11 protein-coding genes and 2 tRNA genes are annotated in these 12,519 nt (G+C 70.4%); 8 read left to right on the top strand and 5 right to left on the bottom strand.

Annotated elements, in window-relative coordinates:
• Positions 1 to 9: 9 nt before the first annotated feature.
• Both rsgA and ACFUO4_RS22785 read left to right on the top strand, forming a co-directional pair.
• Positions 10 to 1,020 carry a ribosome small subunit-dependent GTPase A gene (gene rsgA / locus ACFUO4_RS22790; protein WP_079309583.1) on the top strand — a complete coding sequence of 337 codons (1,011 nt, stop codon included), beginning with the start codon at positions 10 to 12 and terminating at the stop codon, positions 1,018 to 1,020.
• An 85-nt stretch (positions 1,021 to 1,105) separates the two neighbouring features.
• A complete protein-coding gene (locus tag ACFUO4_RS22785; protein ID WP_079309582.1) occupies positions 1,106 to 1,429 on the top strand; it encodes a multidrug efflux SMR transporter in 324 nt (107 codons plus the stop codon).
• A 10-nt stretch (positions 1,430 to 1,439) separates the two neighbouring features.
• Here ACFUO4_RS22785 and ACFUO4_RS22780 read toward each other — a convergent pair whose 3' ends face one another.
• Positions 1,440 to 2,048 (bottom strand): TetR family transcriptional regulator, encoded by a 609-nt coding sequence (locus ACFUO4_RS22780; protein WP_179143401.1) that lies wholly within the window; start codon positions 2,046 to 2,048, stop codon positions 1,440 to 1,442.
• A 167-nt stretch (positions 2,049 to 2,215) separates the two neighbouring features.
• Between ACFUO4_RS22780 and hisN the strand changes: the two genes are divergently transcribed.
• The 6 genes from hisN (at position 2,216) to ACFUO4_RS22750 (ending at position 7,009) form a co-directional block, all read left to right on the top strand.
• On the top strand, positions 2,216 to 3,016 hold the full coding sequence (gene hisN, locus ACFUO4_RS22775; RefSeq protein ID WP_079309581.1) for a histidinol-phosphatase: 801 nt from the start codon (positions 2,216 to 2,218) through the stop codon (positions 3,014 to 3,016).
• Between the two features lie 172 nt (positions 3,017 to 3,188).
• A complete protein-coding gene (locus ACFUO4_RS22770) occupies positions 3,189 to 3,587 on the top strand; it encodes a cyclic nucleotide-binding/CBS domain-containing protein (RefSeq protein ID WP_079309580.1) in 399 nt (132 codons plus the stop codon).
• Between the two features lie 68 nt (positions 3,588 to 3,655).
• Positions 3,656 to 4,072, top strand: a complete 417-nt coding sequence (locus ACFUO4_RS22765) for a Fur family transcriptional regulator (protein WP_079309579.1) — start codon at positions 3,656 to 3,658, stop codon at positions 4,070 to 4,072.
• 137 nt (positions 4,073 to 4,209) lie between these two features.
• Positions 4,210 to 5,004, top strand: a complete 795-nt coding sequence (locus ACFUO4_RS22760; RefSeq protein WP_383487484.1) for an ABC transporter ATP-binding protein — start codon at positions 4,210 to 4,212, stop codon at positions 5,002 to 5,004.
• On the top strand, positions 5,001 to 5,861 hold the full coding sequence (locus tag ACFUO4_RS22755) for an ABC transporter permease (RefSeq protein ID WP_383487481.1): 861 nt from the start codon (positions 5,001 to 5,003) through the stop codon (positions 5,859 to 5,861). Before ACFUO4_RS22760 ends, ACFUO4_RS22755 begins: the two co-directional genes overlap by 4 nt.
• Positions 5,858 to 7,009 carry an ABC transporter substrate-binding protein gene (locus ACFUO4_RS22750; protein ID WP_383487478.1) on the top strand — a complete coding sequence of 384 codons (1,152 nt, stop codon included), beginning with the start codon at positions 5,858 to 5,860 and terminating at the stop codon, positions 7,007 to 7,009. Before ACFUO4_RS22755 ends, ACFUO4_RS22750 begins: the two co-directional genes overlap by 4 nt.
• A gap of 48 nt (positions 7,010 to 7,057) precedes the next feature.
• Here the strand turns inward: ACFUO4_RS22750 and ACFUO4_RS22745 are convergent.
• From ACFUO4_RS22745 to ACFUO4_RS22730, 4 genes are all read right to left on the bottom strand, one after another.
• Positions 7,058 to 7,131: transfer RNA gene (locus tag ACFUO4_RS22745), tRNA-Met, on the bottom strand.
• Between the two features lie 193 nt (positions 7,132 to 7,324).
• On the bottom strand, positions 7,325 to 9,139 hold the full coding sequence (locus tag ACFUO4_RS22740) for a sel1 repeat family protein (protein WP_383487475.1): 1,815 nt from the start codon (positions 9,137 to 9,139) through the stop codon (positions 7,325 to 7,327).
• A gap of 217 nt (positions 9,140 to 9,356) precedes the next feature.
• Positions 9,357 to 9,430: transfer RNA gene (locus ACFUO4_RS22735), tRNA-Met, on the bottom strand.
• A 54-nt stretch (positions 9,431 to 9,484) separates the two neighbouring features.
• On the bottom strand, positions 9,485 to 12,439 hold the full coding sequence (locus ACFUO4_RS22730) for a UPF0182 family protein (protein WP_383487921.1): 2,955 nt from the start codon (positions 12,437 to 12,439) through the stop codon (positions 9,485 to 9,487).
• Between the last annotated feature and the right edge of the window lie 80 nt (positions 12,440 to 12,519).

Here is a 12,519-nt window from a genome sequence, read left to right as displayed (position 1 = left end):
ACCACCGCCATGCGCCGCTACGGCAAGCACACCGACGAGGACGACATCCGCTCCCGCCCCAACCGCAAGGGCAACCGGCCGCGTACGAACATCCGCCCCAAGCACGAGGAAGCGGTCGAGGGCATGGTCCTCACCGTCGACCGGGGCCGGCTGACCTGTCTGGTCGAGGACCGGATCGTGATGGCGATGAAGGCCCGCGAACTGGGCCGCAAGGCCGCGATCGTAGGTGACCGGGTCGCCATCGTCGGTGATCTCTCCGGTCAGAAGGACACCCTGGCCCGGATCGTGCGCATCGAGCCGCGCAGCTCGGTGCTGCGCCGCACGGCGGACGACGACGACCCGTACGAGCGGGTGGTCGTCGCCAACGCCGACCAGCTGGCCATCGTCACCGCCCTCGCCGACCCCGAGCCGCGCCCGCGGCTCATCGACCGCTGCCTGGTCGCGGCGTACGACGGCGGTCTGGAACCGCTCCTGGTCCTGACGAAGTCGGATCTCGCCCCGCCCGACAAGCTGCTGGAGCTGTACGGCGACCTCGACATCCCCTACGTCGTCACCAGCCGCGAGGAGCTGGAGAACGGCGACGCGGCGGCCCGGGTGCGCGAGCAGCTCGACGGCAAGATCACGGCGTTCGTCGGGCACTCCGGCGTCGGCAAGACGACCCTGGTGAACGCGCTGGTGCCGGCGGACCGTCGCCGTCTGACGGGCCACGTCAACGCGGTGACCGGCCGCGGCCGGCACACCACGACCTCGGCGCTGGCGCTGCCCCTGGACGGCGACGACGGCTGGGTCATCGACACCCCGGGCGTCCGGTCGTTCGGCCTGCACCATGTGGACCCGTCCCGGGTGATCCACGCGTTCCCCGACCTGGAACCGGGAACCGAGGGCTGCCCGCGCGCGTGCAGTCATGACGAGCCGGACTGCGCGCTCGACCAGTGGGTGGCGGACGGCCACGCGGACCCCGCCCGCCTCTACTCACTGCGCCGGCTGCTGGCCACGCGTGAGCGGAAGGAAGGCGACTGACCTCCGCGTTGTTTGTGAGTCCACGAGTCCGGTAAGTGCATAATCGCACCGAGCCGGACCGGCCGGACCTACGGGAGGACAGCACATGGCGTGGCTGCTGGTGGTGGTGGCCGGGTTGCTCGAGACCGGATTCGCCGTGTGTCTGAAGCTCTCCCACGGTTTCACCCGGCTCTGGCCCACGATCGCGTTCTGCATCTTCGCCCTCGGCAGCTTCGGTCTGCTGACGCTGTCCCTGAAGAAGCTCGACGTGGGCCCGGCGTACGCGGTGTGGACGGGCATCGGCGCGGCGGGCACCGCCATCTACGGCATGATCTTCCTCGGCGACCTGGTCTCGACGCTGAAGCTCGTCTCGATCAGCTTCGTCATCGTCGGCGTGATCGGCCTGCAGCTGTCGGGCTCGGCGCACTGATCACGGCTTCTCAGACCGGCTGCCGGTACAGCGCGGCGCGCACCAGGTCGGTGACGCCTCCCTCCCCCGGTGGCGCAGACACGCAGGAGATGGCGAGCCGTACGGCGAGTTCGCAGGAGCGGGCCAGCTCGGCGGTGTCCGGCTTGGCCTTTCCGGGTCCGCCCAGCACCGCGACGGCACGGTCGCGCACGAGCGCCACGAAGTCGCCGGGTGAGGGCAGCGGGCCGTCGGCGCGGCGCTGTGCCGGTACCGCGGAGGAGGACGGGACCGCGGTGAGCGTCGGCGCGGGCAGCCGCTCGCTCCAGCAGCCGGTGAGCATGGCCCGTACGAGCGCGTTCTCACGGGCTGTGGCGGCCGTCCACTCGGCGGTGGCGGTCAGCCGCTCGCGGGGGTCGGTGTGGGCGGCGAGGGCGCGTTCGACGCCGGCGAGGTAGCCGTCGGCCTCCCTTCTGACGAGCGCGCGGGCCAGGCCTTCCTTGCTGCCGAACTCGTTGTACAGCGTCTGCCGGGACACTCCGGCCGCCGCGGCGACGTCCACCATCCGCACGGCGGACCACGGCCGGCGCGCCAGCGCCGTGTAAGCGGCGTCCAGAAGGGATTCCCTCGCTGCAGGCATCATCGCCTCCTAGGGGCGAGCGGCTCTGCGCCCAGATTTGACGCGCGTGGGGGCACTGTCAAGGGTTCGCGGACGCGCCGGGGGGCGCGCACACCGTCACCTGCCCACCCGGCTGTCCACACTCCGGCCCCTGTAGCCCCGTACCACCCCCGGCAGATACCGTTCGTCACATGCCGGACTACCTCGACGACCTCCGCTTCGCCCACGTCCTCGCGGACGCGGCCGACGCCGCCACCATGGCCCGCTTCAAGGCCCTCGACCTCAAGGTCGAGACGAAGCCGGACATGACCCCGGTGAGCGAGGCGGACAAGGCGGCGGAGGACCTGATCCGCACCCAGTTGCAGCGCGCGCGTCCGCGCGACGCGATCCTGGGCGAGGAGTACGGGGTCCAGGGCACCGGCCCCCGCCGCTGGGTCGTCGACCCGATCGACGGCACCAAGAACTACGTCCGCGGCGTCCCCGTCTGGGCCACCCTGATCTCCCTGATGGAGGCGGGCGAAGGCGGCTTCCAGCCGGTGGTCGGCGTGGTCTCCGCCCCCGCGCTGGGCCGCCGCTGGTGGGCCGCGAAGGGCCACGGCGCCTTCACCGGCCGCAGCCTCTCCTCCGCCTCCCGGCTGCGTGTCTCCCAGGTCGGCAAGCTCTCCGACGCCTCCTTCGCGTACTCCTCGCTGACCGGCTGGGAGGAGCAGGGCCGGCTGGACGGCTTCCTGGACCTGACCCGCGAGGTGTGGCGCACGCGCGCGTACGGCGACTTCTGGCCCTACATGCTGGTCGCCGAGGGCGCCGTCGACATCTGCGCCGAGCCCGAGCTCTCCCTGTGGGACATGGCCGCCAACGCGATCATCGTCACCGAGGCCGGCGGGAGCTTCACCGGCCTGGACGGCCGCCCTGGCCCGCACAGCGGCAACGCGGCCGCGTCGAACGGGCTGCTCCACGACGAGCTGCTGGGTTATCTGAACGAGCGGTACTGATCGTTCCTCGCCGCCGCACCGAAAAGCGCAGATGAGCGCGTGCGCCCTCAATTGGCCGCACGCGCCCCCTTGTTGACCCGCGCTTTACCTGCGACTCTGAGGGGACCCTCATTTGTGAACTTGTGAACCATCGAACAAATCCGATGGTTCCTCAGGAGGTGACTCCGCACCCATGCTCGTCCGCGACGCCATGAGCACAGTCGTCCTCACCATCGGCCCCACCCACACCCTCCGCCAGGCAGCCGCCCTGATGTCCGCCCGCCGCGTCGGCGCGGCCGTGGTCCTCGACCCCGACGGCACCGGCATCGGCATCCTCACCGAACGCGACGTCCTCAACTCCGTGGGCCTGGGCCAGAACCCGGACACCGAGCCCACCCACGCGCACACCACCACCGACGTCGTCTTCGCGGCGCCGTCCTGGACCCTGGAGGAGGCGGCGCGGGCGATGGCCCACGGCGGCTTCCGCCACCTCATCGTCCTGGACCGGGGCGAGCCCGCCGGCATCGTCTCGGTGCGCGACATCATCCGCTGCTGGGCACCTGCGCGAGAGCAGATGACCCTGTCCCGCTGAGTCAGATTAGACGAAGTCTAAAATCACACCCATTCGCGACCTGGTCCCCTTCTGTTAGGCTTTCGCGTATGAGTGACCTACTGGAACGGCTGCGCGGACGTGGATGGCGGATGACCGCGCAGCGGCGCGTCGTGGCCGAGGTCCTCGACGGCGAACACGTCCACCTGACGGCCGACGAGGTCCACTCCCGGGCCGTCGCCAAGCTGCCCGAGATCTCCCGGGCCACCGTCTACAACACGCTGGGCGAGCTGGTCTCGCTCGGCGAGGTCCTCGAGGTCGCCACCGACAAGCGCGCCAAGCGCTATGACCCCAACGCGCACCGTCCGCACCACCACCTGGTCTGCGCCCGGTGCGGCGCGATCAAGGACGTCCACCCCAGCGGCAACCCGCTGGCCGACCTGCCCGACTCCGAGCGCTTCGGCTTCCAGGTCTCGGACGTCGAGGTGACGTACCGCGGCATCTGCCCCAACTGCGCGGCGGCGTAAGCAAGCCCGTCCGAAGCCCCGGCGCCCCTGTGGCACCGGGGCTTTGTGCTGCCTACAGGCTTCCCGAATCTGACGGTCCGTCATATCGTCGTGCGACGCCCCCCCACTTCGTACCGGACACTCCGCAAGGAGCAACCGTGGGAGAACCGCACCCAGACCCCACCGTCGCCGATCCGCATCCGAAACTCCACGCCACCGACCTCACCCGAACCTTCGGCCGCCCGCCGCGCACGGTCGACGCCCTCGGTCCCCTGGACCTCACCGTCGCCCCCGGCGAGTTCGTCTGCCTGGTCGGCCCCTCGGGCTGCGGCAAGTCGACCCTGCTGCGGATCGCCGCCGGCCTGCTGCGCCCCAGCACGGGCACCCTGGAGATCCGCGCCGCCACACCCCGCCCGGCCGCCATGATCTTCCAGGACTACGGCATCTACGACTGGAAGACGGTCCGCGCCAACGTCCGCTTCGGCCTCGACGTCCAACGGGTCCCCCGCCGGGAGGCGAACGTCCGCGCCGACTCCTGGCTGGCCCGCCTCGGCCTGGCCGACTTCGCCGACGCCTACCCGGCCGCCCTGTCGGGCGGCATGCGGCAACGCGTGGCGATCGCCAGGGCGCTGGCCGTGGAACCCGAACTGCTGCTGATGGACGAGCCGTTCGCGGCGCTGGACGCCCAACTCCGGGTGATCCTCCAGGACGAGCTGCTGGAGCTCACCCAAGCCCTGCGCACGACCACCCTGTTCATCACGCACAGCCTGGAGGAGGCGATCATCCTCGGCGACCGGGTCCTGGTCATGTCCGCCCGCCCGGGCCGCGTCATCGCCGAGCACCGCCCGCCGTTCCCCCGCCCGCGCACCGGCGACATCCGCGACACCCCCGCATTCACGTCCCTGAAGAGCGAGTTGTGGGACCTGCTGCGCAAGGAGGCGGTACCGGCATGACGACACTCGCCCCCGACCGGGAGTCGGTACTCGTCCGCGCCCCGGGCCCGCGGGAACTCCATCCCGTACGAACCCACCGCCGCCGCAGGGCCGTGGAGCTGTCCCTCGCCGCGGCCGTCCCCCTCGCCCTGGTCCTGCTGTGGCAACTGGCCGCGGACCGGGCCTGGATCGACGCCCGCGTCTACCCGGCTCCGTCCACGATCTTCGCGGACGGCTGGGACCGGGCGGCGGCGGGTGCTCTGTGGCCGGACGTGTGGGCCACGCTGAGACGCGTCCTCGCCGGCTACGCGCTGGGCACGGCGGCGGGCTATCTGCTGGGCCTCCTGATGGGCTCCCTCTCCCTGGTCCGGGCGGCCCTCGAACCTCTCCTGGACGCCCTGTACGTGGTCCCGAAACTCGCCCTTCTCCCGGTCTTCCTGAACATGTTCGGCCTCGGTGAGGGTCCGCAGGTCGCCCTGGTGGCGACGACCGTCTTCTTCTTCGTGTGGATCTCGACGATGTCCGCGGTCATGGCGATCCCCTCCGGCCACCTCGACGCCGGCCAGGTCTTCGGCGCCTCGCCCTGGCAGATGTTCCGCCATGTCCTGCTCCCGGCCTCGCTCCCGGCTGTCCTGGTGGGCGCGCGGATCGCGGCGGGCGTGGCGGTCCTGGTGATCGTCGCCTCGGAGCAGATCGCGGCGACGGACGGCCTGGGCCATCTGATCTTCGATTCGCGGGCCCTCTTCCAGAACGACGTGATGTTCGTGGGCATCGTGTGCGTCGCCGTGCTCGGTGTCGTCTTCTCCGAACTGGTGCGGGTGGTGGGCCGGTTGCTCACCCCCTGGGCGCCACGTGACCGAGGGCGGGGGCAGTCGTGAGAGCCACGGGGAAGCACACCTGCGCGCTGGCCGCCGCGACGGCCGTACTCCTGACCGCATCCGCCTGCGGCGGGTCGCCGTACGACTCGGACACGCGGCCGAAGACCAACGCGGGCCACCGCACGATCCGCCCGGTGGAGGGCTGCGGGGACACGGCGTGGACGGACCCCGCCGACCTCTCCCCGACCCGGGAACCCGCCCGCTGCCAGCAGGGCGCGCCGCCCGCGCGGCCTCTCGCCGAGCCCCGCAAGGTGACCATCGCGACGGGGACGCTGAGCGCTGAGTACGTGGCGCCGCTGCAAGTGGCCCTCGACAAGGGCGAGTTCACGAAGGAGGGCCTGGACGTCACCCTCAAGGTCCTGCCCACGCCGGACGCGCTGCCCCTCCTCGCCAAGGGCGACATCGACGCGGTCTGGGCGGCGCCGGAGGCGGCCGTCATGAACGGCATCCGGGGCGGCTTCGACATCAAGTGGGTCGCGGGGAACTTCTCACCCGACCCGGAGTCCAAGAGCGGCCTGTGGGTGCGGCTGAAGGACGGCGAGACCGCGGACAGCGTGTCGATGGCCGACCGCAGGCTCGGCACGATGATCGGCAAGGGTTCCGTCATCGCGTACCCCATGGAGAAGGCCCTGGAGCGGCACGGCGGCGCCCTCGACGAGATCACCTACCAGCAGCTCGGCTCCGCCGACGTCCTCACCGCCCTCCAGAACGGCGGCGTGGACTCCGCCTGGCTCCTCGACCCGGTGTGGCGCGAGGTCGACGACAAGCCGGGCTACGCCTTCCTGGGCGGCCAGCCGGCCGGTGAGCCGCTGGGCGGCCTGCTGTACGGCCGCAGTCTGCTCCAGGACGACGTGGACGCCGGGGTGGCGGTGCTGCGGGCGTACATCCGCACGGTGAACTCGTACTTCGCCACGGACTACAAGCACGACGAGGCGTTCGTCACGTACCTGGCGAAGCTCCTGAAGGCGGACCGGAAGATCCTCCGGTCCACTCCGCCGCTGCGCATGGACTGGGAGATCCGCAAGGGCACGACGGACCGTCTCCAGGCGGCGTACCGGGCCCAGGGGGTGACGGAGGGCGAAGCACTGCCCGAGTCGAGGGCGGTGGACCGCTCCCTGTACGAAGAAGCCGTGGGTCACACCCCATGAACACACCGAGGGCCGGAACCCTTTCGGATTCCGGCCCTCGGCCTTCAGTAGCGGGGACAGGATTTGAACCTGCGACCTCTGGGTTATGAGCCCAGCGAGCTACCGAGCTGCTCCACCCCGCGTCGGTGAACTGAACATTACGTCAAGGATGAGAGCAGAGGCAAATCGATACTCATGCGGCCCCAGCTGCGGCGCCCGCCCTCCGCCGTAGCTGCGGGCCGTCGTGCCGCTGGGGCGGCACGGGTGGGCGCAGCGGCACCCGCTCGCGCGGGCGAGCGAAACGGCCCCTGCAGCAACCCCCACCCAGCCGCACCCTCAAGCCGACAGTTCCTCCCGCAAGGCGTCCCGCAATCTGGCCGCCCGCTCCGCAACCTCCCCCGGCCCCAGCGACACGGCCCGATCAGCCCACCGCTGCCCCTCCGCCAGCTCGCCCCGACGCGCGTAGACCAGGGCCAACCGCAACGCCGCCCGCCCGTGCCCCGCGTCAGCGGCCCGCGTCCACCACACGGCGGCCTCGGGCTCGCTCCCCTCCCGAGCCAGCAGCAGCCCGAGATTGAACGCGCCGTTCCGAGACCCGGCCTCCGCCGCCTCCCGGTACCACCGAGCCGCCTCCACGACATCGCCCCGGGCCGCCGCGAGCATCCCCACCCGCACCTGAGCCCGCCGATGCCCCTGAGAGGCCGCCCGCTCGTACCACTCCTCGCACTCGCTCTTGGTCAGATGCACGGACTCGCCCAGCTCGTGCGCCGGCGCGGGGGGCCGCCGCGCGTCCAGCACGGTCGCCAGCCGGTACGCCGCCTCCGCGCTGCCCCCGCCCGCGGCGCAGCGCAGATGCCGCTCGGCCTCCGGCTCGTCCCCGTCCCGCAGCCGCGCGATCCCGACCTGGAGCGCGGCCTCGGTGTGCCCGGCGGCGGCGGCCCGCTCGTACCACCGCAGCGCCACCGCCTCCTCGCCCCGCCCGGCGAAGAGGATGCCGAGGTTGAACGCGGCGTCCACGCTCCCGGCCTCGGCCGCCTTGGAGAACCACGGCTCGGCGCCGGTCGCGTCCCCGACCTGGAGCAGCAGGATCGCCAGCGCGTTCGCCGCCTCGCGGTGCCCGGCGTACGCGGCCCGCCGGTACCACTGCTCGGCCTGCGCGGTCCGCCCCTGCTCGGCGCAGAGCAGCCCGAGGTTGTAGGCGCCGTTCACGTCCCCGGCGTCCATCGCGGCCCGGTACCAGCGCTCGGCGGTCTGGGTCTCGCCCCGCTCGGCGTGCAGCGCGCCCAGCGCGTTGGCGGCGTTGCCGTCGCCGTCCTGGGCGGCCCGCAGCCACCACACGGCGGCGCTCTCGGTGTCCCCGGCGTCGCGCAGCAGGAACCCGAGCGCGCAGGCGGCCCGGGCCTCGCCGTCCTTGGCGGAGGTCAGGTACCAGCGCCCGGCCTCCTTGAGCTCGCCGCGCTTCTCCAGGATCGCGCCGAGGTAGAGCGCGGCCCGCTGATGTCCGCGCGCGGCGGCCTGCCGGTACCACTGCTCGGCCTCCGCGGCCTGCGCGACACCGTTGTCGGCCCCGTCGTCCCCCTCGTCGGCGGCCTGTCGATCGAGCGCGCGCGCGAGCCGGTACGCCGCCTCGCGGTGCCCCCGCTCGGCCGCGGCCCGCATCCACTGGCCGGCCGCGGCGTCCCCGCGGTGCTCCAGCAGGTCGGCGAGCGCGTACGCGCCCAGCGCGTGGCCCTGTTCGGCGGACTGCCTGAGCCAGTACTCGGCGGCGGGTTCGTCGCCCCGCTCGCGGTGGTGGCGGCCGAGCGCGTGCGCGGCCGCGGCGGAGCCGGCGACGGCGGCGATCCGCCACCAGCCGGCTGCTTCGTCGGCGTAACCGCGCTGGTGGAGAAGGACACCCAGGTTGTTGGCGGCGGCGCGGTCACCGGCGGCGGTGGCGGCACGCAGTTGGGGTTCGGCTCCGTCGAGATCACCGCGGCGCAGCAGCATGGCCCCGAGGACGCTCATCGCCTCGACGTCGCCGGCTTCGGCGGCGAGTCGCTGACGTACTTCCTCAGCAGCCTCTTCGGCGCCCTCCACCGCCTCGTCACGGTCGGAGGGCTGCACAAATCGCCCTGTCTCGTACAGAGTTGCCTTGTCCCCCATAACATCCATCGTCGCACCACCTGCAACCTGGGTACACCTGGTATACCGCAGCCAGTGAGGTCACTTCAGCGTTTTGTCGACATGCCCACAGAGAGACAAGTCAAACACAGTTCCCCCAACTCCCCACGGCGGCACGTCCATCACTTCCTCCGGCACACGCGTTCGTAGACCGTTCGCACATCACGAAGGCCCGGATCCTTGATCAGGATCCGGGCCTTCGTTGCAGTAGCGGGGACAGGATTTGAACCTGCGACCTCTGGGTTATGAGCCCAGCGAGCTACCGAGCTGCTCCACCCCGCGCCGTTGTTTGCAACCGTATCACGGCGCGGGGACGGTCATTCGATCAGCTGCTGATCAGCCGCTGGGACTGCTGCTCGGACTCGGACTGGAGCTCGGCTTGGAACTCGGGCCGGAACTCGGACTCGCGCTGGGCTTCGGCGTGGTCTTGTCCGCCTTGGACTGCGCGTCCTCGGCCCGCTGGAGTGCGTCCTCCAGGTCCTTCTGCGCGACGCCGTACGCCTCCCAGTCGCCCTTCTTGAGGGCTTCCTGGCCGTCCTCGAAGGCCTTCTGGGCGTCGTCCAGGGCCTGTTGGACCGTCGGGTTGTCGGAGGTGGGCGGCTTCGTGGTGCCCCCGCCGTCGTCCTCGGGCGGTGGGGTGGTGTTGCCCTCCGCTCCGAAGACCTTGTTGAGCGCCTGGTCGAGGGTGTCCTCGAAGGCGGTGTTGCCTCCGTAGGTCACCAACACCTTGCGCAGCAGCGGGTACTTCAGTCCACCACCGCGTACGTAGACCGGCTCCACGTAGAGCAGTCCTCCGTCGAGCGGCACCGTCAGCAGGTTTCCGTACTCCACCTTGGAATCGCCTCTGTTGAGGAGGCTGATGGTCTCGGCGATGTTCTGCTCGGAGTTGAACTGGCTCTGGACCTGTTTGGGTCCCTGGACGGTGGTGTTCGTCGGCAGTTTCAGGATTCTGATCTTGCCGTAGTCGCTGGTGCCCGCCTCCGCGTCGACCGCCATGAACGCGCTGAGGTTGTCCCGGCCGTTGGGTGTGAACGTCGTCGTGAGCGAGAACGCCTGCGCCTTCTGGTCGGGCATCTTCATGCTCAGGTAGTACGGCGGCACCGCGTCGCCCGAGGTGTTGGTCGGGTCGTCCGGCACCTGCCAGACCTCGGAGCCGGACAGGAACGTCGTCGCGTCCTTCACGTGGTACCGGCTGAGCAGCTCGCGCTGGACCTTGAACAGGTCCTGCGGGTAGCGCAGATGGGCCATGAGCGACTGCGAGATCTCGCTCTTGTCCTTCACCGTGCCCGGGAACGCCTTCATCCAGGTCTTCAGGACCGGGTCCTCGGTGTCCCACTGGTAGAGCTTGACCTGGCCGGTGTACGCGTCGACGGTCGCCTTCACCGAGTTGCGGATGTAGTTGACCTGGTTCTGCTGGGCCACCACCGCGCGCGAGTTGTTCGTCGCGGTCAGCGAGTCGGCCGTGGTGTCACCGAGGGTCGTACGCGAGGAGTACGGGTAGCCGTTCGTCGTCGTGTACGCGTCGACGATCCACTGGATCCTGCCGTCGACGACCGCCGGGTAGGCGTCGCCGTCGATGGTCAGCCAGGGGGCGACCGCCTCGACGCGCTCCTTCGGCGTGCGGTTGTACAGGATCCGCGAGCCCTCGCCGATCGCGCCGGAGTAGAGGATCTGCGGCTCGCTGAACGCCACCGCGTACGCGGCCCGGTTGATCGGGTTGGAGAGGTTGACCCCGCTCTTGCCGGTGTAGCTGAAGGTCTTCTCGCCGTTGTCGTCGGAGTAGTCGATCTCCTTCTGGGGACCGCCGACGATCGAGTACTCCGTGGTCTTCTCGCCGTAGTACACGCGCTGCTCGTACGTGCCGAGGTCGCCCTGAGAGGGCAGGTTCGACTCGGTGAAGACCGGGCGGCCCTCGGAGTCGGCGTCGGTGCCCTTGGCGGCGACCACGCCGTAGCCGTGGGTGTAGCGGAAGTGGTCGTTGATCCAGTTGTTCTTCGGAATGCCGTTGAGGTTCAGCTCACGCAGACCGATGACCGTGTCCTGGTCCTTGCCGTCCTTGCTGTAACGGTCGACGTCCAGATTGGTCGGGAACGCGTAGTAGTTCCGGATCTGCTGGAGCTGCTGGAACGTCGGGGAGACGACGTTCGGGTCGATGACACGGATGCTGGCCGCGTCGGCGACGTCGTCGCGCAGCTTGGTCTTGTCCTGCGTCTTCGACGTGCCCTCGTACTCGTTGACCTGGGCGTCGTCGATGCCGTAGGCCTCACGGGTCGCCTTGAGGTTCTTCGTGACGTACGGCGCTTCCTTGGCCTGCTCGTTCGGCTGGACCTGGAACTTCTGGACGATGGCCGGGTACAGGCCGCCGATGAGGATCGCGGAGAGCACCATCAGGCCGAAGCCGATGACCGGCAGCTGCCAGGTGCGCCGCCACAGGGTGGCGAAGAACAGCAGGGCGCAGATGACGGCGATGCAGAACAGGATCGTCTTCGCCGGCAGATAGGCGTTGGCGTCGACGTACCGCAGGCCGGTCCAGTTGTCGGTCGCCTTGAAGTCGCTGGACTTCACCGCGAGGCCGTACCGGTCCAGCCAGTAGGCCACCGCCTTCAGGGCGACGAAGATGCCGAGCAGCACCGACAGGTGCCCGGTGGCGGCGGCCGTGGCGCGCGCGCCCGGGGAGGTGATCCGCAGCCCGCCGTACAGGTAGTGGGTCAGGGCGGCGGCGATCACGGACAGGATCGCGGCGGCGAAGCCGAAGCCCAGCAGGAACCGGTACCAGGGCAGGTCGAAGGTGTAGAAGGAGATGTCGAGCTTGAACTGCGGGTCCTTCTCGTGGAAGGACACGCCGTTGACCCACATCAGCCAGGTCCGCCACTGGCTGGACGCCGAGGCGCCGGCGATGAGGCCGACCAGGGCCGTGATCCCCAGCAGCAGCCACCTCTTGTACGGCGCGATGCCCATGCGGTAGCGGTCGAGGTTCTGCTGCTCCATCGACATGGCGCTCAGCGGCGGCCGCAGCCGGTGCGCCAGCCAGATGTTGAACCCGACCGCCAGGGCCATGAGCAGACCGAAGACGAAGAACAGCCCGATCTTGGTCCACAGGGTGGTCGTGAACACGGACGAGTAGTTCACCGACCGATACCAGAGCCAGTCGGTCCAGAACCCCGCGAACATGGTGAACGCCATGCCGAGGACGGCAAGGACGCCCAGCGTCATGAGCAGGGTCCGGACACGCCGGGACGGGCGGCCCACTCTCATCCGCGGCCCCGTGGGGCCTCCGCCGCGGTCCGGCATCTGGAAAGCCAAGGTGCGCACCTCGAAGTTCGCTGTTGGTCCGTCAGGCCCGCGAGTTCACGGGCCGTCCATGGGCCACG

The sequence above is a fragment of the Streptomyces sp. NPDC057280 genome, from assembly GCF_042668605.1.
In the GTDB taxonomy this organism is placed as follows: Bacteria; Actinomycetota; Actinomycetes; order Streptomycetales; family Streptomycetaceae; genus Streptomyces.
Note: the sequence above shows the minus strand (reverse complement) of the source record. Positions and strands in the feature narration are given on the sequence as shown.

Bases quoted from the DNA above. Each gene is read 5' to 3' on its own strand.
- ACFUO4_RS22755 (WP_383487481.1), top strand. From the start codon at position 5,001: ATGACGACACTCGCCCCCGACCGGGAGTCGGTACTCGTCCGCGCCCCG.
- ACFUO4_RS22785 (WP_079309582.1), top strand. From the start codon at position 1,106: ATGGCGTGGCTGCTGGTGGTGGTGGCCGGGTTGCTCGAGACCGGATTC.
- ACFUO4_RS22765 (WP_079309579.1), top strand. From the start codon at position 3,656: ATGAGTGACCTACTGGAACGGCTGCGCGGACGTGGATGGCGGATGACC.
- ACFUO4_RS22780 (WP_179143401.1), bottom strand. From the start codon at position 2,048: ATGATGCCTGCAGCGAGGGAATCCCTTCTGGACGCCGCTTACACGGCG.
- ACFUO4_RS22740 (WP_383487475.1), bottom strand. From the start codon at position 9,139: ATGGATGTTATGGGGGACAAGGCAACTCTGTACGAGACAGGGCGATTT.
- ACFUO4_RS22730 (WP_383487921.1), bottom strand. From the start codon at position 12,439: ATGCCGGACCGCGGCGGAGGCCCCACGGGGCCGCGGATGAGAGTGGGC.
- hisN (WP_079309581.1), top strand. From the start codon at position 2,216: ATGCCGGACTACCTCGACGACCTCCGCTTCGCCCACGTCCTCGCGGAC.
- rsgA (WP_079309583.1), top strand. From the start codon at position 10: ATGCGCCGCTACGGCAAGCACACCGACGAGGACGACATCCGCTCCCGC.
- ACFUO4_RS22770 (WP_079309580.1), top strand. From the start codon at position 3,189: ATGCTCGTCCGCGACGCCATGAGCACAGTCGTCCTCACCATCGGCCCC.